We start from the raw sequence: 23,671 nt of genomic DNA, 5'->3' as shown, positions 1-23,671 counted from the left end.
CTCCTACAGAAAAACATTTGAATGCAGTCGTAACTGTACTCACGTTTACGAATCCCGCTGTATCGCAACACTCTGATACCACTACGTTTACGCTTGCGACCTGCCGTTGCACATGCTCAAGGATGGATCGATGAACGCCTCACCCCCTGCCCGCCTACGCCCATTGGCCGACACCTCCCCCGCTGCAATAGTCGCTGGTTTTATCGCCATGATGACGGGCTGTACCAGTTCGCTGGTGCTGATGTTCCAGGCAGGTCAGGCAGCGGGGCTGACCAGTGCGCAGATTTCTTCGTGGATCTGGGCATTGTTCGTGGGTATGGCGGTGTGCAGCATCGGTCTTTCCTTGCGCTACCGGACGCCTATCACGGTGGCATGGTCGACCCCCGGCGCTGCCTTGCTGATCACCAGCCTGGGCGGTGTGGCGTATCCGGAAGCCATCGGCGCGTTTATCACCTGCGCTGTGCTAGTCATCATTTGCGGGGTGACCGGCAGCTTTGATCGACTGGTAAAAAAGCTTCCGGCATCTCTGGCTGCAGCGTTGCTGGCAGGCATTCTGTTCAAGATCGGCAGCGAAATCTTCGTCGCCGCCCAACACCGCACCACGTTGGTCTTGGGCATGTTCTTCACCTATCTGCTGATCAAACGGGTATCACCACGCTATGCCGTACTGGCTGCGCTGCTGGTGGGTATCGTACTGTCGGGCTGGCTGGGGTTGCTGGACTTCAGCGGTTTTACTCTGGAAGTCGCAATGCCGGTCTGGACGACGCCGGAGTTTTCCCTGGCGGCAACGGTAAGCATCGGCATCCCGCTGTTTGTGGTGGCCATGACGTCGCAAAACATGCCGGGCGTCGCCGTATTGCGCGCTGATGGTTACCACGTGCCGGCCTCGCCGCTGATTTCAGTCACTGGCATCGCTTCATTGTTGCTGGCGCCGTTCGGCTCCCACGGGATCAATCTGGCCGCCATCAGCGCGGCTATTTGCACCAGCGCCCACGCTCATGAGGACCGTGACAAACGTTACACAGCGGCCATCTGGTGTGGAATCTTCTATGCCATTGCGGCCATCTACGGTGGAGCGCTGGCAGCATTGTTTGCCGCGTTCCCCAAAGAGCTGGTGCTGTCGATTGCCGCCCTGGCATTGTTCGGCTCGATCATCAACGGCCTGACCGTTGCCATGAACGAACCCAGGGAGCGTGAAGCGGCACTGATCACTTTCATGGTCACGGCTTCAGGCCTGACCCTGCTTTCGATTGGCTCGGCGTTCTGGGGAATTGTGGCGGGGGTTGTGACAATGCTGATCCTCAATGGTACGTCTCGCAGGTAGAGACAAGACGATCTGTGGGTCTAACTCTTTTGCGCAACAAACGAGTGATCTGTAGGAGCTGCCGAAGGCTGCGATTGCGGTGCATCAGACTAAGTGCTTCGCAGCCTTCGGCAGCTCCTACAGGCCAGTAAGATTCAGTGTTTCGCTACAACCTGAAATGCCCGACCATCCCTTTCAGCTCGGTCCCAAGTGACGCCAGCTCGGTGCTCGATGCCGCATTGCTACGCATGGCCAGGGCTGACTGGTCGGCGCTGGCGCGAATGTTGGTGACACTGCGGTTGATCTCTTCGGCTACCGAGGTCTGTTGTTCTGCCGCTGCGGCAATTTGCTGGTTCATCTGCTGGATCATCGAAACCGCCGCAGCGATGCTGCCCAACGCGCTTTCGGTTTGCAGCGCATCGCTGACCGCAAGCTTGACCAGTTCACCACTGCTGTGGATTTGTGCCACAGAGGCAGAGGCACCATTGCGAAGGCTGCTGACGAGTCGTTCGATTTCCTCAGTGGATTGCTGAGTTCGCTTGGCCAACGCTCTTACCTCGTCGGCAACCACTGCGAAGCCCCTGCCCTGCTCACCTGCGCGCGCCGCTTCAATGGCGGCGTTCAGTGCCAACAGATTGGTCTGTTCGGCCACGCTTTTGATGACCCCGAGCACCGTGCCAATGTTCTGAATCTCGGCGCTTAGGCTCTGAATGCTGTCGCTGGCAGACGCAGAAGAACTGGCCAGCTGTTCAATGCGCTGCAAACTTTGACGCACCACTGCCTGGCCACTGTCGACCTGCTCATCAGCGCTCTGCGCGGCAAGCGCGGCCTCTTCCGCATTGCGGGCGACGTCATGCACGGTTGCCGTCATCTGATTCATGGCCGTCGCGACCTGCTCGGTCTCTTCCTGCTGATGACTGACTTCCCGATTAGTCTGTTCGGTCACTGCCGAAAGGGAATGCGCGGAGCTGGCCAACTGATCGATACCCGCTTGCAGACCTCTGACTATGCCACTCAGGCCAGCACCCATTTGCTGCATGGCGAGCATCAGTTGGCCGATCTCATCCTTGCGCCGTATATCGATACTACCGCTCAAGTCCCCCGCAGCAATTCGTTGCGCAGTGGCAATCACGCTGCGCAACGGCAGAACGATCAGACGAGTGATCAACAGCGAAGCGATGACACCCACCAGCAAGGCCACCACTGATGAACCGATGATCTGCCACGTGTTCGTGGTGAGCTGCGCCTGCATCGACTGATCTTCAGCGGCGTAGGCCTGCTTCACCTGCTCGACAACCTGCGTGGCGTTGGCAGCCAGCTGCAGTGATACCTGAGCTTCGCTGTCGAGCAGGTCGGTGTACTCGTTCAGCTTTTCAGTGAAATTGACGATGTGCGTACTGACTTCACCCAACACAGTCAGATAGCCCTCGTCCTTGACGACACCTTTAAGCTCCTCGGCCAGCGCCCTTGCCTCATCGGCCTGCTGGATTTTGCCAGTCTTGACCTCATCACCCGAGCCCGTCTTGCGGCTTTTATCAAGACGCACCCGGGCCTCGTCCATCGCCTGCATCATCAGTCTGGAGACCTGGCTGACCTGATTGGCCTGCTCGATGAATTCAGCCCCCTGCTCTCCCTTGGACTCCTTGAGCCCATAGGCGCCGTCATCCGCCAGCCCTGCCTGTAAAACATCCAGATTGTTGGCAACGCTGGAGACTGACCAACTGGCCATTTCCAGCGCAATGTCCTTGCTCTGGCTGATATCGACGAACTGATCGAATGATTTGCGATAAGCCCCCAGCGTCTGCTGGACCTCGGTCATACGCGACTCGCTGGCGGGGGACTGGCTTTTCAATTGCTCAGCCAGTGCATTCAACTCATCAATCCCGACATGCAGTTGCTCCACGATCTTCGGATCACTGCGCAGCGCGTATTCCTGCTCCAGCAACCGAACCTTGAGCAGCCCACTGTTCAGGGAAGACATCTGGTTAAGGCCATCGAAGTGAGCGCTGATGTTTTTCAGCGACCAGACACCAATGGCCGCCACCAGAGCGGTCAGCAACAAAACCAGGGTGAAACCCACGCCGAGTTTCTTTGCCATCCCCAGGTTGGCAACGCGAGCTTGCACGGCCGAAATCATAGCGCTCATCTCCGTTCGATCACTCAAGGCGTTTTGGCCGAATGCTGAGGCCGTTGATTCACGCCATTCAATAATCGTGCAGATTCGCAATGGGTCAGGGGATGTACAAGACTTTGACGTCGAGATAATGGCAAATAGCTATGCCGGAGTCGCTTTCAGACTGTTTCTTGAAGACTCCGGACAAACGGTCAGCCTGGAGCACGGTGCTTCGGGCTGACAAGAGTGACCAGCCTCGGAGCAATCCCAGGGTAAATGCCCGATCAGGGGCAATTACCCGGCGTGTAGCGCTGACATGTACTGGGGTTGTCAGCGAGTTGCAGCACCAACCAGCAAGGTTCCGGCATCCACATCGAGAGTGGCTTCGATGCCCAGGGGCACTGCATGGTTGACGGCGTCGTGACCAATGGAAAGACCGCCCAGAACAGGAATGCCCAGATCACCCAGTCTTTCCATCAAGACACTTGAATGGGTAATTGTTCCTGTAGCGCCCTTGGGTTCACTGAACTGCCCAACAGCGATACCTGCCAGCCCATTAAGCGCACCACTGTTAAGTAGATGAGTAAGCAGGCGGTCGACACGATAGGCCGCTTCGCTCACATCTTCGATCAACAGAATGGCGCCGTTAAGGTCGGGCATGTAATCAGTACCCACACTGCTGCTGAGTATGCTGAGATTGCCTCCCAGCAATACACCGCGGGCCGTGCCGCGAGTACGCACATCGAAAGTGCGCTCCGTTGCATCGGCGGCAATCAGAACCGGTTCGGTGCTCATGGTCACGTGTTGCAAGCCACTGACGAACACGCCGCCGCGCTCAAGCTGACTGGCCACTGGCCCGTGGATGGTCGCCAGTCGCGCGTGCTCCCAGAGCGCGCCGTGAAAAGCAGTGATGTCAGAAAAACCGATTACCAGCTTCGGATCGCGTCTAACCGCATCGAAATCAAGATGCTGAACGATACGCTGCGCCCCATATCCGCCACGATTGCAAAAGAGTCCGCGGATCTCCGGATCAGCCAACGCAGCATTGAAGTCTGCGAGCCGGTGCTCGTCGGTGCCCGCGTAAAAAGAATGGGTATCCAGTGCATGAGGATAGATCCGGGGTATCAGACCCCAGCTCTTGAGAACCTCTGCTGCGCTCTCGACCTTTGCCGCCGCCACCGGGCCAGCAGGTGAAACCAGAGCGACTGCGTCTCCAGGGCGAAGCGCATCAGGGCGAAGGGTTGGCAAACAGATGGAAGGCATTACGAAAACTCAAGTTTCAGGCGATGGAAACAATGTAGATCAGTCTCGACTATTGATCTACCTACATAAATATTTTATCGCTGGATATCGAGTACTTTTTCAGCTGTCTGCAGCCCGCGGCGAAATCGAACATGAGGATGTTTACTGCACGCGGAATAGCGACGGCCACTTTTTATATAGAGACAGCCGTCGCAAGCACGCTTTATTCAAGCGGTGAGCCACCGAACCCAGATAGCGCCCACTATCGCTTCATGACCTTGGTACAGACTTCTGTGCCGCGCCCGCCTGCCCCCTTGCCCTCTTTTGAAGTGCGCATGTAGTCCGGCAGATAATACGATTTGTGCAGCGTGGTGGTGAACCGGCCGGCCGCATCCTGATCATGAGTAATCAATGCCATACCCACCCCACGATCTGTGGATGCCTGTTGGCTGTCGTTGGCGAAATACATCGCCAGGGATTGCCCCTGCGCGGCGGCATAACCCGAGTAACTTGACGCATGCCCATCAACATCAAACGTGAATTTATAGGCACCGAAATTTTGCTGAAAATGACTGGCCTGCTCGTCCACCGTCAACTTTAGTGCGCCTTTGAACGCACCGTCATGGCTGTCAAAACCTGTACAGGTGTAGTCACCGGAAATAAACAGGGGGTCAGCAGGACTGGCAATTACTTGACTGACCGACGCGACCGACAAAGCCAGTGCAGCAAGAGAAGTTGTTAACGTTTTCACTTATTACTCCATTTGGATAAAGCAAGCCACCCCCATCCGGGGCTCGGGAATTCTCCATAAACAGAATGCTGATAACACCCCTTAGCCCTTTGAAACTCTTACCGGACATTACGAAAATACCTTCTGTACATAACTGCACACACACTTGTAAAAAATTACAAAAAAATTCGCCCTTATCAAAACAATTGCTTGAAGAGAAAGACCTGTACATATAGAGCGCGTCATCATCCAACTGGATCGCAACGCATTCGCGCAATGATCTTCACTTGCCGGGTAGCGCCTCAGCGACTTCAATCAACCTTTGAGAATCCATGAGGAAATGCCATGAGTACCCCCACCAACCGCCAATTCCTGCTCGCCAAGCGCCCGGTCGGACACGCCAGTCGCGAGGACTTCACCTATCAGGAAGTACCGGTCGGCGAGCTGGCAACCGGGCAGATTCTGGTCAAGAACCATTACTTGTCACTGGACCCGGCCATGCGCGGCTGGATGAACGAGGGCAAGTCGTATATCGCGCCAGTCGGACTGGGCGAGGTAATGCGCGCACTGGGCGTAGGCGAAGTCATCGCTTCGCAGAGTGACCAGTTCGCGGAGGGTGATTTTGTTCAAGGCGCGCTGGGCGTTCAGGATTACTTTCTGGGTGAACCGAAAGGCTTCTACAAGATAGACCCGAAGCTCGCGCCACTGCCCCGCTACCTCTCAGCGCTCGGCATGACCGGCATGACTGCCTACTTTGCGTTGCTCGATGTCGGCGCACCGCAGAGCGGCGACACCGTGGTGATTTCCGGCGCAGCGGGTGCGGTGGGCAGCGTGGCCGGGCAGATTGCCAAGCTTAAAGGCTGCCGGGTGATCGGCATCGCAGGCGGCGAACAGAAATGTCAGTCGCTGATCAATGAGCTTGGATTCGACGGCGTCATCGACTACAAGAACGAGGATGTGCTGGCCGGACTGAAGCGTGAGTGCCCCAAAGGCGTGAACGTCTATTTCGATAACGTCGGTGGTGACATTCTCGACGCGGTACTCAGCCGTCTCGCCCCCAAGGCACGAGTCGTGATCTGCGGCGCGATCAGTCAGTACAACAACACCTCGCCCGTCAAAGGCCCGAGCAATTACCTGTCACTGCTGGTTAATCGCGCCCGCATGGAGGGTTTTGTGGTCATGGACTACGCCAGCAAGTTTGCCGCTGCCGGGCAGGAAATGGCTGGCTGGATGGCTGAGGGCAAGCTCAAGAGCCGCGAAGACATTGTCGATGGTCTGGAAACCTTTCCCGAAACGCTGCAGAGGCTGTTCAAAGGCGAGAATTTCGGGAAGTTGGTGTTGAAGGTTTAGCCTCGAGAAATCGGGGTTCTATCAATCCAAAACATCATCACCGAATTGCAATGCATTCCTCAGGGGCTCGTGCGCTCCTACAGGTCTGCCGTTTGGCGCGAGACTCATTGCCATAAATCAATCTGTAGGAGCTGCCGCAGGCTGCGAATGCATTCTGCCTGCCCACCGCCATCGCAGCCTTCGGCAGCTCCTACAGATCAGCATACGGCGGCGTAACGGAGGACTACGTCCCTACCTACTGCGCCTGCAACACCTCATCCGCCTTGCCGCCTGCATCCTGGATAACCAAATGAATGAAATGCAGTTTGGTGATCACTGCGGGAGGCAGGACGAACGGGTAGAAGTCGGGCTGACCCATACTGCGCGACAGCTCGTTGAGCATCCCGGCCAGTTCAATCCAGGCATTGACGAATGACAGAAACGCAGGCCCGCCAGGGTGCTGCGGGTCATAAAGGGTTTCCAGCGGGAACGGCTGATAATCCAGGTCCATATCCCGGGCACTCATGCCAAAACCCAGCGCGGTGTCGACCGCATCCATCATGTGCAGGTAATGCGCCCAGGTCTCCGCCCAGTCCTCCCAGGGATGCATGGTGGCGTAGGCACTGACAAAGTTCTGCTGCCAGTCGGCAGGTGCTCCGTTCTGGTAGTGATGATCCAGAGCCTCGGCGTAGCTGGCGCGTTCATCGCCGAACAGGTTGCGATACCCGTCCTGCCACCACGTGTTCGCGATCAATCGGTCCCAATAGTAGTGCCCCACTTCATGCCGGAAATGCCCAAGCAGAGTCCGATACGGTTCGTGCATCTGCACACGAATTTTCTCGCGATGGGCGTCGTCCGCCTCTTTGATATCCAGGGTGATCAAACCGTTGGCATGGCCGGTGGTCGGCGCCTTGCCTTCCAGGTCAACGCCTAGAAACTCAAAGGCCAGCCCGCGCTCTTCGTCCCGGGCTTTCGGGATGACTTTCAGACCGAGGGAAATCAACTGTGCGACAAGTCGACGCTTGGCCGTTTCCACCTTGCACCAGCGCTCACCGTTTTCCGGGACCGACAAGTCGGGGATGGTCTGGTTAAGGCTACAGGCGATGCAGAATTCGCCGCTGTCATCTGCAGGAAACAGCCAGTTGCAGGCAGCAGGCGTATCGACGTTGGCGCAACGTCGATACAACCCGGCTCCGGGCTCGTCACTCAAGCGCCAGGTGTCAAGATCGGGGCCGGGTTCAAGGGCTGCAACCCGGCCCTGCTCTGGCAAGTAACCAAGCGCCGCGGAGCAGGCCAGGCACAGGGTATTGGGAAAGAATACGGACTGACCACACCGGCACTGCCAAACCTTGCTGTTACGCCGGGTCTCGCCAACAAAAGGTGCAGCAATACGTGAACTGAGTTGCTCGAAAAACCGGTACATGGCGATCTCCTGGTGGGCCAGCATGCACTAGATCACCGCCGCTTGCCGTCGTTCCCTGGAGTTGATGCGTGACATAGATCTTTGATGGAGCACGGTTCCGTGGGATATCCATGGCTGACTGCAAGCTGATGACGTGGGACCGGCTTTAGCCGGGAAGGCGGTGTTTCTAACGACACATTTTTAGTGACTTTAATGGCCTCTTCGGCTAAAGCCGGTCCCACGACATTTCTCGAATATCGGGATCACAACTGCCTCCTGTAAAAAACACAGTCAGCACGAGGCCCCTCAATCCACCGCAATGCCATGTTTGCCCAGGAAAGCCACAAACGCCTCTTCATCCAGCACTTTCAAACCCAGCTCGTTGGCCTTGGTCAGCTTTGACCCCGCCCCCGGTCCGGCAACCACGGTATGGGTTTTGGCCGATACCGAGCCAGATACCTTGGCACCCAGGCTTTCCAGTTTTTCCTTGGCGACGTCGCGGCTCATCAGCTCCAGCGAACCGGTCAACACCCAGGTCTGCCCCGCCAAAGGCAGGCCTTCTACGACTTTTTTCTCGCTCTGCCAATGCATGCCGAAGTCTTTCAACTGGGCTTCGATGGCCAGCCCGCGTTTGGCGTTTTCCGGCTTGTCGAAAAACTCACGCACCGCCTTGGCCTGTTTCTCGGGCAGGGCCTGACGCATGTCCAGCCAGTCAGCCTTGATGATGCCTTCCAGCGAGCCAAACTTGTCGGCGAGCTTCTGTGCGGCACCGGGGCCCACCGATGGGATGTTCAGCTTGTCGACCATGCCATCCAGCGTCGCGCTGGCGGCGAACTCTGCGCCCAGCTCACCCTCGTCCTGCAATTGCAGGCCGCGCTCGTTCAGCAGCGCGTCAATCACGTTCTGGTTGTGCGCGTCTTCAAAGAAGCTGTGGATCTCATGGGCTACTTCCAGACCGACATCTGGCAAATAAGTCAGCACTTCAGGCAACGCCTGCTTGACCCGCTCCAGCGACGCCAGCGAGCGAGCCAGTACCTTCGCGGTCTCCTCGCCCACATCGGGGATGCCCAACGCATAGATAAAGCGCGCCAGCGTGGGTTGCTTGCTGTCTTCGATGGCCTTGAGCAGCTTTTTGCTGGAGATTTCCGCGAAGCCCTCCAGGTCGACGATTTGCTCAAAGGTCAGTGCATAAAGATCAGCCGGAGAACCGATCAGCTTCTCGTCCACCAGTTGTTCGATGGTTTTGTCGCCCAGGCCTTCGATATCCATGGCCCGTCGCGAAACGTAATGGATGATCGCCTGCTTGAGTTGCGCGCCGCAGGCCAACCGGCCGACGCAACGGTATACCGCGCCTTCGCTGACGGTTTCCTTGCCCTTGCTGCGTTTGATCAGTTGCGTGCGCTCAACGTGCGAGCCACACACCGGACAGGTTTGCGGAATTTCCACCGCTCGGGCGTTTTCCGGGCGGCGCTCAAGCACCACCTGCACCACTTGCGGAATCACATCGCCTGCACGGCGGATGATCACAGTGTCGCCAATCATGAGGCCCAGCCGTGCAACTTCATCCATGTTGTGCAAGGTTGCGTTGGCAACCGTCACACCTGCTACTTTCACGGGTTTCAGACGCGCCACCGGCGTAACAGCCCCGGTGCGACCGACCTGAAATTCGACGTCGAGCAGTTCAGTCAGCTCTTCCATGGCAGGGAATTTATGAGCGATCGCCCAGCGCGGCTCACGGGCGCGAAAACCGAGCTCGCGTTGCGCCGCCAGATCGTTGACCTTGAACACCACACCGTCGATTTCGTAGGTCAGGGCCAGACGCCGCTCGCCTATATCACGGTAATATTCCAGGCATTCTTCAATGCCATCTGCCAGTTTCAGTTCGCGACTGACCGGCATGCCCCATTCCTTGAGCTGGTTCAGGTTGCCAATATGGGTGTCGGATATTTCCGCAGACACCTGACCAAGACCGTACGCACAGAATTCCAGAGGACGGTTGGCGGTGATCTTCGAGTCCAACTGACGCAGGCTGCCCGCTGCCGCATTGCGCGGGTTGGCGAAAGTCTTGCCACCGATTTCCGCCTGGCTCGCATTGAGTCGCTCAAAGCCTGCCTTGGACATGAACACTTCACCGCGTACTTCCAGCACTTCAGGCCAGCCCGTGCCATGCAGCTTGAGCGGGATGTTACGCACGGTGCGCACATTGACGCTGATGTCTTCACCGGTGGTGCCGTCACCACGTGTGGCGCCCCGAACCAGCGCGCCGTCGCGGTATAACAGGCTGACCGCAAGGCCATCGAGCTTGGGTTCGCAGCTGTACTGCACTTTCGCGCCGGTACCGAGCAAATCGCCAGCAGGCAGGTCCAGTCCTTCGGTTACGCGGCGGTCGAATTCACGCATGTCGACTTCTTCGAACGCGTTACCCAGGCTGAGCATCGGTACTTCGTGACGCACTTGAGTGAACGCCGACAGCGCTGCGCTACCGACCCGCTGTGTGGGCGAATCAGGGGTGACCAGGTGAGGGTTTTCCGCTTCAAGCGCTTTGAGTTCGTGGAACAGCCGGTCGTACTCGGCATCCGGAATGCTCGGCTCGTCGAGAACGTGATAGCGGTAGTTGTGCTGGTCCAGTTCGGCGCGCAGTTCAAGGATTCGGGTTTCGGCGGCTTTCATGCGGTGTTCTCTTCAAAAGCAAAAGAGCAGCCTAGGCTGCTCAGATGTTGGTGCTCTGTTGGTTCGACCGTAAGAGCGCGCTTGCCCGCGATGGCGGTTGTCAGGCAACGAAGGTCCTTCGGCCCTTATCGCGGGCAAGCGCGCTCCTACAGTTACAGATTTGGCTTCAACGACGCTGAGTCAAGGCGCGGCGTTCGAATTCGACGATGCGTTGACGGTAGTGCTCGATGGTCTGCGCGGTCATGACGCTGCGCTGGTCATCCTTGAGTTCGCCGTTAAGTTCATGAGCCAGCTTGCGAGCAGCGGCAACCATGACATCAAAAGCCTGCTTCGGATGACGCGGACCCGGCAAGCCAAGGAAGAAACTCACGGCACGGGTGCTGAAATGATCGATGTCATCCAGATCAAATACCCCAGGCTTGACCGCATTGGCCATGGAGAACAGCACTTCACCGTTGCCTGCCATGCTTTCGTGGCGATGGAAAATATCCATTTCACCGAAACGCAGACCGCTCTCCAGAATGTTCTGCAACAACGCAGGGCCTTTGAAGCCACTTTCGTCACGGCAGATAACACTGATAACCAGAACTTCCTCTACCGGCGGCAGATCCTTGTCTTCGGTAATGCGCTGAGCGGGCTTGTCGTCTTCGAAGGCATCGTCGCGCCCGGTGAATAGGCTCGGGCCGTCCATGTCCAGATTGAGATCGCCTTGCTGCGGCTCATCCTTGCGTTTGTTATTGCGCTTGCTCTGACGCGGCGTCGCGCTCATCGACGGCAGGTCTTCCTCGTCGAGCTGCGGCTCTTTATGCGTGTCGAGCACTCGCGGCGGGCCCAGCACCTCAGCGGAGGACGTTTCATCGTCGTCCGGCAGGTTCGAGAAGCTGCGGTCCAGCCTGAATTTCAATTTCCCCTTGCTGCCGCGCATACGGCGCCAGCCATCAAAAAGAATACCGGCAATGACAATTATGCCGATGACGATCAGCCACTCGCGCAGACCGATTTCCATGTAATCCAGTGCCTCTAGTGAAGAATGCTTGAAATAAGGGCCTAAACCCCTTTAAAACGTGGTGCCAAGTCTCTGTTCTGACTGGCAATTTGCCCACGCGAAAAGAAAAAGTGGACATTAAACTAGCACGACCAAAGGTAACTTTACACCGTCTGTTACATCTGGTTGGTGCGCAAAGCGATATCTACCGCACAGAGTTGTTCACGCAAGGCCATTAAATGGCCATTTCTACCGCGCGGAACAGGCCTTACTAGGCATCGACCAGCGCCATCGCCTCCTCCACATCCACCGCCACAAGTCGCGAACAACCCGGTTCATGCATGGTGACACCCATCAATTGATCAGCCATTTCCATGGCGATCTTGTTGTGGGTGATGTAAATGAATTGCACAGTCTGCGACATCTCCTTGACCAGTCGCGCATAGCGTCCAACGTTGGCATCGTCCAGCGGTGCATCCACTTCGTCGAGCATGCAGAACGGTGCAGGATTGAGCTTGAAAATGGCGAAAACCAACGCCAACGCAGTCAAGGCTTTCTCGCCACCGGACAGCAAATGGATCGTGCTGTTTTTCTTCCCCGGCGGGCGCGCCATGATTGTTACACCTGTATCGAGTAAATCTTCGCCCGTCAGTTCCAAATAAGCTGAGCCTCCACCGAAAACTTTTGGAAAAAGTGCCTGAATTCCACTATTTATCTGATCGAAGGTCTCTTTGAAGCGATTTCGCGTCTCCTTGTCGATCTTGCGGATGACGTTTTCGAGGGTTTCCAGTGCTTCAACCAGATCAGCATTCTGGGCGTCCAGATAGCGCTTGCGTTCGGACTGCTGCTGATACTCATCGATGGCCGCAAGGTTGATCGCGCCCAGTCGCTGAATGCGTCCGGCAATGCGCTCCAGTTCTTCTTCGGCATCCTTTTCGTTGGCCTCTGCGGTCAGGGTCGCCAACACGCCTTGCAGGTCGTAACCGTCTTCCAGCAACTGATCCTGCAAGGTAGTACGCCGCACCGTGAGGGATTGCCACTCCATCCGCTGCTGTTCCAGTTGGCCACGCAACAGTTGTGATTGCTGCTCGGCCTGGGTTCTGCGCTTCTCGGCGTCGCGCAATTCGCGATCGGCGTCTTCCAAAGCATTCTTGGCGGTACGCATTTCATCGTCCACCGCCATGCGCCGTTCAAGTAATTCTTCAAGTTTCAGGCGCAGCTCTTCCAGCGGAGCTTCGCCCTCCTCCAGATTCAGATCGAGCTGTTCACGCTTTTCGGTCAGCCGCTCGGACTGCATTTCCAGACGCTCAAGGGCCTGCCGTGTGGAATCGTGCTGAGCCTTGAGCGAGCCGAGGCGCACAGCCAGTTGATGGGCGTGGTCCTTGTGTTGACGGGCTTCCTGACGCACGCGGTCGAGGTGTTCGCGCAGGCTGTCGCGCTGGGCCTGAAGCAATTCACGCTGTTCAGTATCCAGCGCCATGGTATCCAGCGCATCCTGCAGTTGCAGGCGTGATTCACCCAGATGCTCATGCTCGATTGCGCGTTGCTCGCCCAGTTCTGCGAGTTCTTCCTCAAGTCGAGTACGTCGCAAGGTGAGCTGTTCGACCTTGACCCTGGCGGCAGACAATTGCGCCCGGAGCTCGCTTTGCTGACGGGTTTCATCCTGCACCCGACGCCGCAGCTCTTCCCGGGCTTCTTCCTGATTCGATTGCTGTTCGCGCAGCGTCAGCAGTTGTTCTTCAAGGGAGGCCAATGTGGCTTCACGCTCATCGCGCTCCAGCCCCAGACGCTGCAACTCCTGCCCACGGGCCAGCACGCCGCTTTGCGCTTCACTGGCGCGGCGTACCCGCAGAAAATGCCGCCCTACCCAAAAACCATCGCGACTGATCAGGCTCTGGCCTGCGGCCAGTTGGCTGCGCTGGGCCAACGCTTCGTCGAGACTCTCCACGGGGCGAACCTGGCCGAGCCAGCTCGTCAGGTCCATGTCACTGTCGACCTTATCCAGCAGACTACCGGGAATCCGCGCGGCCTCGGCGCTGGCGCTGACCAGACGCAAATCACCCTGCTGGAAACCGGCCAGATCCAGATCGCTGAAATCATCCACCAGCACCGCTTGCAGATCAGCGCCCAGCACGGTCTCCACCGCCAGCTCCCAACCCGGCTCAACCCGCAGGCCTTCAGCCAGCCTTGGTTGCTCAGCCAGATCATGATCGCGCAGCCATTCGGCAGTACCGGTGTCGGGATCGAGGGCAGCCTGCTGCAACGCTTCAAGCGAGGCCAGGCGGCCATTCAACCGCTGCAATTCGCCTTGGGCCTGTTGCTGCGCCTGATTGGCCTGTTGCAGCTCGTTGCGTAAATGCTCAAGCCGCTCGACCGCTTGCTCTTCGCCGATGTGCAGCTCTTCGAGGGTCATTTCCCGGGTAGCGAGGTCCTCGTCCAGTTGCAGGATCGCCGCGTCTTCCGGATCGGCTTTGAGCAACTGTAATTCTTCGCCCAGACGGCGCTGCCGCTCGGCCAGTCGCTCCAGGCTGTTTTCCAGTTGTTGGATGCGCGACTGCTGAACTTCCGCCTGCCGCCGCGGTTCGGCGGATCGCAAATTGAAGCTGTCCCACTTTTCCTGCCAGCCATGCATCGCGCTTTCAGCGTCTTCCAGCGAGGCAGCGGATTCCTCGGCTGCCGCGCTGGTCATTTCCTGCTCGGGTTCGAGCATTTCCAGCTCTTCGCCCAATGTCGCCAGCAGCGTGCGGTCATGGCCCAGATGAGATTCGGTTTCCTGGCGGGCGCGCTCGGCTTCACGCAGGTCGTCCTGCAATTGGCGCAGACGCTGCTGACCGTGCTGGATACTTTGTTCGACGCGAGCAATGTCACCGCCCACGGAATAGAAGCGGCCCTGAACCAGATTGAAGCGCTCGGACAGATCGTGGTGGCCGTCACGAAGACGCTCGATACTGGCATCAGCATTGCGCTGCTCGGCGACCAATGCCTCGAAACCGACCTCCTGATTGCCGATCACCGCTTCGCGCTGGCCGACCTGCTCGTTCAACGCCTGCCAGCGCAACGCCGACAACTGCGCCTTGAGCTGGCGATCTTCGGCTTTGTATTCCTGATACTTCTCGGCGGCCTGAGCCTGACGATGCAAGCGTTCCAGCTGACGCTCCAGCTCTTCGCGAAGGTCGGTCAGGCGCGCAAGATTCTCGTGGGTACGACGAATCCGGTTTTCAGTCTCGCGACGGCGCTCCTTGTACTTGGAGATGCCGGCCGCTTCCTCGATGAAATTACGCAAGTCTTCGGGCTTGGCTTCGATCAGTTTGGAGATCATTCCCTGCTCGATGATCGAATAGCTGCGTGGGCCCAGACCGGTGCCGAGAAAGATATCGGTGATGTCCCGCCGACGGCATTTGGTGCCGTTAAGGTAATAGGTGTTCTGACTGTCGCGGGTGACCTTGCGGCGAATGGAAATCTCCGCGTAGGCGGCGTATTCGCCCACCAGCGTGCCGTCAGAGTTATCAAACACCAGTTCGATGCTGGCCTGACTGACCGGCTTGCGGCTGGTTGAGCCATTGAAGATGACGTCGGTCATCGACTCGCCGCGCAGGTTCTTGGCCGAGCTTTCGCCCATGACCCAGCGCACGGCGTCAATAATGTTGGATTTGCCGCAGCCGTTAGGGCCGACGACCGCCGCCATGTTACTGGGGAAGTTCACCGTAGTGGGGTCGACGAAGGATTTGAACCCCGCCAGCTTGATGCACTTCAGCCGCATGGGTTCAGCCCGCTTCCAGAGCCGAAAGCACCAGCTGACAGCTGCGTTGCCCGTAATCGGTCAATACGCTGCGGACACGGGTGGTATCCCGGGCTATCACTGCTTCGAGCAGTTGCTCGAACAGGGTCAGATAGTCACGCATCTCGGCCTTGCGCTGATCGAGCGCCAGATAATAGGTGCGGCTCATGGACGGTTGCAGGTTATCCACGGTTTCCTGCAGATAAGGGTTATCGGCAAAGGGATAAGCCGCGCGCATCACGCTGAAGCTTTCTTCTACGAAGGCCTTTACGTCCTGACGCTCGTAACTGGCCATCAGCCGCTGCTGGATTTGCAGGAAGGTCGCCAGATCGCTTTGCTGCTGCCACTTCTCGGCGACCGCAATGCCCAGCAACACATACAATTCAGTCATCAGCGTGCACAGGCTCTGCACGTTATGTGCGTTTAGCACCGTGACCTGCGCACCGCGACGCGGCAGGATCGCCACCAGATGACGGCGTTCGAGAATCAGCAATGCTTCGCGCACCGAGCCACGGCTGACGTTCAACGCCTGCGTGACTTTTTGTTCCTGAATGCGCTCAGCGGGCTTGAGTTCGCCCCGAATGATGCGCTCGGCAAGGTGGTGAGCAATTTGCTCGGCGAGGCTGTCCGGAGCCTTGAACGTCATGTCTTTCCCAAATGCTGGTGATAACCAAGCGGCGCAGTGTATCCCAAGCAAGGCCTATGGCGCAGGGCCATACCGATGGAAACTGGCACGAATTAAGCAAAACTTTCAACAGATCGTGTCAGTTCGTCGCACTGGCAGCCCGCTGATAGCCTGTGACCGATCTAAAAACGACACTTCCTGACCTAAGAGTCAGAAACAAATTGACCGAGAAGTCAGACCTGATAAATTCGCCCTTATGTTCGATGACTAGAAAAAACGCGTAAAGGACCTGCCGTGATCCAATTTCTCTTGAACAATGAGCTACGCACCGAACATAGCCTGGACCCCAATCTGACGGTTCTCAACTATCTGCGCGAACACCTGCACAAGTCTGGCACCAAAGAAGGCTGCGCCAGCGGTGACTGTGGCGCCTGCACAGTGGTGGTCGGCGAACTCGAAAGCGATGCGCGGGGTGAAGACAGCCTGCGTTATCGCAGCCTCAATTCGTGCCTGACCTTTGTGGCTTCATTGCATGGCAAGCAGTTGATCAGCGTGGAAGACCTCAAGCATCAAGGCAAACTGCACAGCGTTCAACAGGCCATGGTCGATTGCCATGGCTCGCAATGCGGGTTCTGCACGCCCGGTTTTGTCATGTCGTTATTCGCCCTGCAAAAGAACAGCGCACAGCCCGACAGTCACAAAACCCACGAAGCGCTGGCGGGTAACCTCTGCCGCTGCACCGGCTATCGACCCATTCTCGATGCCGCCGAACAATCGTGCAGCAAGCGTCAGCCGGACCAGTTCGACGAACGCAAGGCACAGACCATCGCTCGCCTGCGCAGTATTACGCCGACGCAAACCGGGGAACTGAATGACGGCGACAAGCGCTGTCTGGTGCCGCAGACCGTCGCCGACCTGGCGCAATTGTATGAAGCCAACCCGCAGGCGCGGTTGCTGGCTGGCGGTACCGATCTGGCTCTTGAAGTCACCCAGTTCCATCGCCCGCTGCCGGTGATGATTTATGTCGGCAATGTCGCCGAACTGAAGCGCATCGAGCATTTCGATGATCGACTGGAAATCGGCGCTGCGACACCGCTGACCGATTGCTACGCTGCCTTGAGTGCCGAGTACCCGGATTTCGGCGAACTGCTGCAGCGCTTTGCCTCGTTGCAGATCCGCAATCAGGGCACGCTGGGCGGCAATATCGGCAACGCCTCGCCGATTGGCGATTCCCCTCCTCTGCTGATCGCCCTGGGTGCGCAAATCGTACTGCGCAAAGGCGACACTCGCCGTACCCTGGCACTTGAGGACTACTTCATTGATTACCGGGTGACGGCGCGGCAGGAAAGCGAGTTCATCGAAACCATTGTCGTGCCAAAAGCCAAGGCGCAGCAGGCGTTCCGCGCTTATAAAGTGTCGAAGCGGCTGGATGACGATATTTCCGCGGTATGCGCGGCGTTCAATCTGCATGTCGAGAATGGCAGCATCGTTGATGCGCGGGTTGCTTACGGGGGGATGGCGGCAATTCCCAGGCGCGCCGCCGCCTGCGAGCGGGCATTGATCGGTTCGCCATGGACATCTGCCACAGTGGAAGCTGCCTGCGGGGCACTGGCCGAAGATTTCACCCCCCTGTCTGACTTCCGCGCCAGCAAGGAATATCGCCTGCTCAGCGCGCAAAACCTGCTGCGCAAATGCTTCATCGAACTGCAAACGCCCACCGTCCAGACGCGGGTGACGGCTTATGTCTAATCATTCAGGCATCAAGTCACAGGCGGAAATGATCGCCCTGTTTCAGCAGGACCTGACCACCGGCGTTGGCCGCAGCGTCAAGCACGACAGCGCCGACAAACATGTATCCGGCGAAGCGGTGTATATCGATGACCGCCTGGAATTTCCCAATCAACTGCATGTGTATGCGCGCCTGTCAGACCGTGCTCATGCACGGATCATCAGCGTCGATACCGGCCCTTGCTACGCCTTTGATGGCGTACGGATTGTCATCACCCACGAAGACATCCCCGGCGTGAAAGACATCGGTCCGCTGCTGCCCGGCGATCCATTGCTGGCCATCGACAAAGTGGAGTTCGTCGGCCAGCCGGTGCTCGCCGTTGCTGCTCGCAGCCTCGATATCGCTCGTCAGGCGGCCATGGCCGCGGTGATTGAATACGAAGATCTGGAGCCGGTGCTGGATGTGGTCCAAGCGTTGCGCGACAAGCACTTCGTGCTCGACAGCCATACGCACAAGCGCGGTGATAGCGCCGCTGCACTTGACGCTGCCCGGCATCGTCTTCAGGGCAATCTGCACATCGGTGGTCAGGAACATTTCTATCTGGAGACCCAGATATCGTCGGTGATGCCCACCGAAGATGGCGGCATGATCGTCTACTGCTCGACCCAGAACCCCACTGAGATACAGAAACTGGTCGCCGAAGTGCTGGATGTTTCGATGAACAAAATTGTCGTCGACATGCGCCGCATGGGCGGCGGTTTCGGTGGCAAGGAAACCCAGGCAGCGAGTCCTGCATGCCTGTGTGCAGTGATCGCGCGCCTGACCGGGCAGCCCACCAAAATGCGCCTGCCCCGCGTCGAAGACATGCTGATGACCGGCAAGCGCCATCCGTTCTACATTGAGTACGACGTGGGTTTCGACGACGATGGGCGTCTGCACGGTATTCAGCTGGATCTGGCGGGCAATTGTGGTTATTCGCCCGATCTGTCTGCGTCCATTGTCGACCGGGCGATGTTTCATGCCGACAACTCGTATTACCTGGGCGAAGCCACGATCAACGGCCATCGCTGCAAGACCAACACCGCATCCAATACCGCGTACCGAGGCTTCGGCGGCCCGCAAGGTATGGTCGCCATTGAAGAGGTCATGGATTCAATCGCCCGCTATCTGGGCAAAGATCCACTGGCGGTGCGCAAGGCCAATTACTATGGCAAGACCGACCGCAACGTCACTCATTACTACCAGACCGTGGAGCACAACCTGCTGGAAGAAATGACTGCCGAGCTGGAAGAAAGCAGTCAATACCACGAGCGGCGCGAGGCTATTCGGGCGTTCAACGCCAGCAGCCCGATTCTGAAAAAAGGCCTGGCGCTGACACCGGTCAAGTTCGGCATTTCCTTTACCGCCAGTTTTCTCAATCAGGCCGGCGCGCTGATCCATATTTACACCGATGGCAGCATCCACCTGAACCACGGCGGTACAGAGATGGGTCAGGGCTTGAACGTCAAAGTCGCGCAAGTCGTGGCCGAGGTGTTTCAGGTTGATATTGATCGGATTCAGATCACTGCGACCAACACCGATAAAGTGCCCAACACTTCACCGACTGCAGCCTCCAGCGGCACGGATTTGAACGGCAAGGCAGCGCAGAACGCAGCCGAAATTCTCAAAAAACGCATGGTGGAATTTGCTGCCAGACACTTCAAGGTCGAAGAAACAGACGTGGAGTTTCGCAACGGCCATATTCGCGCAGGCGAACAAATGGTGTCGTTCCAGTCACTGGCGCAACTGGCGTGGATGGGTCAGGTTTCGTTGTCCAGCACCGGTTATTACAAGACGCCGAAAATCTTCTATGACCGCAGTCAGGCGCGGGGCCGACCGTTTTACTACTTCGCCTTTGGCGCGGCTTGCAGCGAAGTGATCGTCGACACCCTGACCGGCGAATACAAGATGCTGCGCACGGATATCCTGCACGACGTCGGCGCATCGCTGAACCCGGCCATCGATATTGGCCAGGTCGAAGGTGGCTACGTTCAGGGCATGGGCTGGCTGACCACTGAAGAACTGGTCTGGAATGACAAAGGCAAACTGATGACCAACGGCCCGGCGGGCTACAAGATCCCGGCGGTCGCAGATATTCCTTTGGATTTGCGCGTCAAGCTGGTGGAGAACCGCAAAAACCCGGAAGACACCGTGTTTCATTCCAAAGCCGTGGGAGAGCCGCCGTTCATGCTTGGCATCTCGGCCTGGTGTGCGATCAAGGATGCAGTGGCCAGTCTGGCCGACTATCGCCATCAACCAAAAATCGACGCGCCCGCGACGCCGGAACGGGTGTTGTGGGGGTGTGAGCAGATGCGTAAGACCGAGTCGCCAATATCGCGGGCAAGCACCGCTCCCACAGGGGACCGCGATCCAATGTGGGAGCGGCCGGGGTCGCGCTCGACCTTGCCCGCGATGGGAGCGGTGAAGATCGCAAGCCCGGAGATCAAAAAATGAACTGGATAAGCGCCCTCGCCGACCTGCAAACCCAGGGTGAAGCCTGCGTGCTGGTGACCATTATCGAAGAGCTCGGTTCGACGCCGCGCAATGCCGGTTCGAAGATGGTGATCAGTGCCGAACGGATCTTCGACACCATTGGTGGCGGGCATCTGGAATACAAGGCCATGGAAATCGCCCGGGAAATGCTCGCAAGCGGCAGCCAGAACACTCGACTGGAGCGCTTCAGCCTCGGCGCGAGCCTGGGACAATGCTGTGGCGGCGTGAATGTGCTGCTGTTCGAGCCCATGGGCCAACCTCAGGCACACATCACCGTGTTCGGCGCCGGTCACGTGGGCCGAGCACTGGTTCCTTTATTGGCCAGTCTGCCCTGCCGGGTGCGCTGGATCGATTCCCGTGAGCAGGAATTTCCCGCGCAGATCCCCAGCGGCGTGCGCAAGATCGTCGCCGAAGACCCACTGGACGAAATCGATGAGTTGCCCAAAGGCAGTTATTGCATTGTCATGACCCATAACCATCAATTGGACCTGGAGCTGACCGCAGCGATTCTCAAGCGCGGCGACTTTGCCTACTTCGGTGTGATCGGCTCGAAAACCAAACGAGTCAAATTCGAGCATCGGTTGCGTGATCGCGGTTTTGATCCGGCACTGTTGCAGCGCATGCGCTGTCCGATGGGGCTGAGCGAGGTCAAAGGCAAGTTGCCTGTCGAGATTGCGGTATCGATTGCCGCTGAAGTCATCGCTACCTACAACGTCAACTTCGGGCAGCACAGCGCCAGCGCCGAACCTGTTGCCAAACTGCTGCCGGTTTCACGGCGCAGTGAGGTGTAACAAACATGTTTCCTGTAGGAGCTCACGAGCACCGCGAGGCAGCGATAGCGTTCTGTCTGATACACCGCCATCGCGGCCTCGCGGTGCTCGTGCGCTCCTACAGAAAAATATTCCAATTTAGATCGCTGCGTTTTGTTTGACAGGACCTATATGAATCCAAGTAAAAAAGCCTACCGAGCCGCCATCCTGCACAGCATTGGCGACCCGGCTGAAGTCGGCATCGAAGCTTCATACGAGTACTTCGCTGACGGCCTGATGCTGGTTGAAGACGGCAAGATTGTCGCCCTTGGCCACGCAGCCGAACTGCTGCACACCCTCGACGCCGATGTCGACGTGAGCGAGTACAAGGACGCATTGATCACGCCGGGCTTTATCGATACCCACATTCATTTGCCCCAAACCGGCATGATCGGCTCGTATGGAGAGCGCCTGCTGGACTGGCTCAACACCTATACTTTCCCCTGCGAAAAGCAGTTTGCTGATCCGGTGCATGCAGCCGAGGTCGCGGACATTTTCCTCAAGGAATTGCTGCGCAACGGCACCACCACTGCGCTGGTGTTCGGCAGCGTACACAAGGAGTCAGTCGAGGCGTTCTTTCAAGCAGCAGAAAAGCTCAACCTGCGGATGATCGCCGGCAAGGTGATGATGGATCGCAATGCACCGGACTATCTCACCGATACGGCAGAATCGGGCTACGCCGACAGCAAGGCGCTGATCGAACGCTGGCACGGCAAGGGCCGCCTCCACTACGCAGTCACGCCACGTTTTGCGCCGACCAGCACCCCGGAGCAGCTCACACTGGCAGGGCAACTGCTGGCCGAATATCCCGACGTGTACATGCAGACTCACATCAGTGAGAACGTCGAGGAGGTGCAGTGGGTCAAGGCGCTGTTCCCGGAACGCAGCGGTTATCTGGACGTGTACGACCACTTCAAACTGCTGGGCGAACGCTCGGTATTTGCCCACGGCGTACACCTCTGCGACGCCGAATGCGCGCGGCTTGCCGAGACCGGTTCAGCCATCGCTTTCTGTCCGACGTCGAACCTGTTTCTGGGCAGTGGTCTGTTCAATCTGCCCATGGCTGAAAAGCACAAGGTTAACGTCGGCGTCGGTACTGACGTGGGCGGTGGCACCAGCTTCTCGATCCTGCAAACCCTTAATGAAGCCTACAAAGTCATGCAGATGCAGGGTGCGAAACTGAGCCCTTTCAAGTCGCTGTACCTGGCGACGTTGGGCGGCGCTCGGGCGTTGCGCCTCGATGACCGCATTGGCAGTTTGCAGGTGGGTAATGAAGCTGATTTTCTGGTGCTGGACTACCACGCCACGCCGCTGCTGTCGTACCGCCTGAAACAAGCCAAGGACATTGCCGAGACGTTGTTTGTGCTGATGACACTGGGGGATGACCGAACGGTGCTGGAGACGTATTCGGCTGGGGGCTTGGTGCACAACAGATAAGGCTGACCTGACGCAAACCCTTTTGGGAGGGTCTATGTTCACTCACAAGCAGACGTGGGACCGGCTTTAGCCGGGAAAGCTATCTGCCAGACGACATAGATGCAGCGGCTGTACCGACCTCTTCCCGGTTGAAGCGGTCCTACGTCAGTGACTCCTGTGGGAGCTGGGCAAAGCCAAGCTCCCACAGACAGACGCAGCACTGTTCAACCTTTCTTACTACCCACCATCACATGCGAAAACACCGCATGCAGATCATCCGAGGCGCTGTCTTGGTCAAGGCTGAGTTTGCTGTCGATGTGATCCATGTGATGCATCATCAGCTCTACCGCACGCTTTGCATCACGCGCTTCGATGGCGTCGATCAACTGGCTGTGTTCGTCCCATGAACAGTGCGTGCGATTGCCGCTTTCATACTGGGCGATGATCAACGAGGTCTGCGAGACCAGACTGCGCTGAAAGCTGATCAGCGGGGTGTTCTTTGCCGTCACCGCCAACTGCAGGTGAAACTCGCCAGACAAGCGAATCCCTGCACCGCGATCACCTCTGGCAAAGCTCTCTCGCTCGTCGCTGACCATCTGCCGCAAGGCCGCCAATTGCTGGGCTGTCACGTGCTCGACCGCCAATTCAGTGATGGCTTTCTCCACCAGCCGACGTGCGAAAAACACCTGACGGGCCTCTTCGATACTCGGGCTGGCGACCACTGCGCCACGATTGGGTCGCAGTAGAACGACCCCTTCGTGACCCAGACGCGAAAGCGCCCGACGAATGATGGTGCGGCTAACGCCGAAAATCTCACCCAACGCCTCCTCACTCAGCTTGGTACCAGGCGCAAGACGCTGTTCGAGAATAGCCTCGAAGATGTGCGCATAGACAACATCGTCCTGCGTACCACTGCGCACTGTTTTTTCAATGCGTGGCGGCTTCTTGAGGGGTTGCAACGGTTCGTTCATGAGCGCTCGAGGCAGTCGACGATAAAAGTCAGCGCAT

15 protein-coding genes and 1 pseudogene are annotated in these 23,671 nt (G+C 57.8%); 6 read left to right on the top strand and 10 right to left on the bottom strand.

What is annotated here, in order from left to right:
• Positions 1-130 precede the first annotated feature (130 nt).
• Positions 131-1,324, top strand: a complete 1,194-nt coding sequence (locus H8S59_RS12235; RefSeq protein ID WP_095099617.1) for a benzoate/H(+) symporter BenE family transporter — start codon at positions 131-133, stop codon at positions 1,322-1,324.
• A 145-nt stretch (positions 1,325-1,469) separates the two neighbouring features.
• On the opposite strand, the gene H8S59_RS27290 is transcribed toward H8S59_RS12235, so the two are convergent.
• From H8S59_RS27290 to H8S59_RS12220, 4 genes and pseudogenes are all read right to left on the bottom strand, one after another.
• Complete coding sequence (locus H8S59_RS27290) at positions 1,470-2,333, bottom strand: methyl-accepting chemotaxis protein (RefSeq protein WP_425504573.1); 864 nt, start codon at positions 2,331-2,333, stop codon at positions 1,470-1,472.
• Positions 2,331-2,555 (bottom strand): annotated as a pseudogene (locus H8S59_RS27285) (HAMP domain-containing protein); the annotation flags it as partial. The gene H8S59_RS27290 and the pseudogene H8S59_RS27285, both read right to left, overlap by 3 nt.
• Before the next feature lie 1,191 nt (positions 2,556-3,746).
• The gene (locus H8S59_RS12225; RefSeq protein WP_187521570.1) at positions 3,747-4,679 is read right to left on the bottom strand and encodes a S66 peptidase family protein; all 933 of its coding nucleotides are present in this window, start codon (positions 4,677-4,679) and stop codon (positions 3,747-3,749) included.
• Between the two features lie 241 nt (positions 4,680-4,920).
• Positions 4,921-5,409 carry a hypothetical protein gene (locus tag H8S59_RS12220; protein WP_187521569.1) on the bottom strand — a complete coding sequence of 163 codons (489 nt, stop codon included), beginning with the start codon at positions 5,407-5,409 and terminating at the stop codon, positions 4,921-4,923.
• Between the two features lie 324 nt (positions 5,410-5,733).
• Between H8S59_RS12220 and H8S59_RS12215 the strand changes: the two genes are divergently transcribed.
• Positions 5,734-6,738, top strand: coding sequence for an NADP-dependent oxidoreductase (locus tag H8S59_RS12215; protein ID WP_187521568.1), 1,005 nt, complete (start codon positions 5,734-5,736; stop codon positions 6,736-6,738).
• A gap of 235 nt (positions 6,739-6,973) precedes the next feature.
• Here H8S59_RS12215 and H8S59_RS12210 read toward each other — a convergent pair whose 3' ends face one another.
• From H8S59_RS12210 to H8S59_RS12190, 5 genes are all read right to left on the bottom strand, one after another.
• Positions 6,974-8,140, bottom strand: a complete 1,167-nt coding sequence (locus H8S59_RS12210) for a zinc-binding metallopeptidase family protein (protein WP_095099628.1) — start codon at positions 8,138-8,140, stop codon at positions 6,974-6,976.
• Between the two features lie 285 nt (positions 8,141-8,425).
• Positions 8,426-10,789 carry an NAD-dependent DNA ligase LigA gene (gene ligA / locus H8S59_RS12205; RefSeq protein WP_187521567.1) on the bottom strand — a complete coding sequence of 788 codons (2,364 nt, stop codon included), beginning with the start codon at positions 10,787-10,789 and terminating at the stop codon, positions 8,426-8,428.
• Positions 10,790-10,955: 166 nt separating this feature from the next.
• Positions 10,956-11,795 carry a cell division protein ZipA gene (gene zipA / locus H8S59_RS12200; protein WP_095099632.1) on the bottom strand — a complete coding sequence of 280 codons (840 nt, stop codon included), beginning with the start codon at positions 11,793-11,795 and terminating at the stop codon, positions 10,956-10,958.
• Positions 11,796-12,045: 250 nt separating this feature from the next.
• Positions 12,046-15,534 carry a chromosome segregation protein SMC gene (gene smc, locus H8S59_RS12195; RefSeq protein WP_187521566.1) on the bottom strand — a complete coding sequence of 1,163 codons (3,489 nt, stop codon included), beginning with the start codon at positions 15,532-15,534 and terminating at the stop codon, positions 12,046-12,048.
• Positions 15,535-15,538: 4 nt separating this feature from the next.
• Complete coding sequence (locus H8S59_RS12190; RefSeq protein ID WP_095099637.1) at positions 15,539-16,198, bottom strand: GntR family transcriptional regulator; 660 nt, start codon at positions 16,196-16,198, stop codon at positions 15,539-15,541.
• A gap of 273 nt (positions 16,199-16,471) precedes the next feature.
• Between H8S59_RS12190 and xdhA the strand changes: the two genes are divergently transcribed.
• The 4 genes from xdhA to guaD all read left to right on the top strand — a co-directional run bounded on the left by xdhA (position 16,472) and on the right by guaD (position 22,684).
• Positions 16,472-17,926: a xanthine dehydrogenase small subunit gene (xdhA, locus tag H8S59_RS12185; RefSeq protein ID WP_187521565.1), complete on the top strand. Its 1,455-nt coding sequence runs from the start codon at positions 16,472-16,474 to the stop codon at positions 17,924-17,926.
• On the top strand, positions 17,919-20,399 hold the full coding sequence (xdhB, locus tag H8S59_RS12180) for a xanthine dehydrogenase molybdopterin binding subunit (RefSeq protein WP_246475258.1): 2,481 nt from the start codon (positions 17,919-17,921) through the stop codon (positions 20,397-20,399). The genes xdhA and xdhB overlap by 8 nt, the downstream gene beginning before the upstream one ends.
• Positions 20,396-21,229 carry a xanthine dehydrogenase accessory protein XdhC gene (gene xdhC, locus H8S59_RS12175; protein ID WP_187521564.1) on the top strand — a complete coding sequence of 278 codons (834 nt, stop codon included), beginning with the start codon at positions 20,396-20,398 and terminating at the stop codon, positions 21,227-21,229. Before xdhB ends, xdhC begins: the two co-directional genes overlap by 4 nt.
• 150 nt (positions 21,230-21,379) lie before the next feature.
• Positions 21,380-22,684: a guanine deaminase gene (gene guaD / locus H8S59_RS12170; protein WP_187521563.1), complete on the top strand. Its 1,305-nt coding sequence runs from the start codon at positions 21,380-21,382 to the stop codon at positions 22,682-22,684.
• 203 nt (positions 22,685-22,887) lie between these two features.
• Here the strand turns inward: guaD and H8S59_RS12165 are convergent, their stop codons facing one another.
• Positions 22,888-23,634 carry a GntR family transcriptional regulator gene (locus tag H8S59_RS12165; RefSeq protein ID WP_187521562.1) on the bottom strand — a complete coding sequence of 249 codons (747 nt, stop codon included), beginning with the start codon at positions 23,632-23,634 and terminating at the stop codon, positions 22,888-22,890.
• Positions 23,635-23,671: the final 37 nt, after the last annotated feature.

The organism is Pseudomonas folii (assembly GCF_014357575.1).
GTDB classification, from domain to species: domain Bacteria; phylum Pseudomonadota; class Gammaproteobacteria; order Pseudomonadales; family Pseudomonadaceae; genus Aquipseudomonas; species Aquipseudomonas folii.
This window is presented reverse-complemented; position numbering and strand designations above follow the sequence as displayed.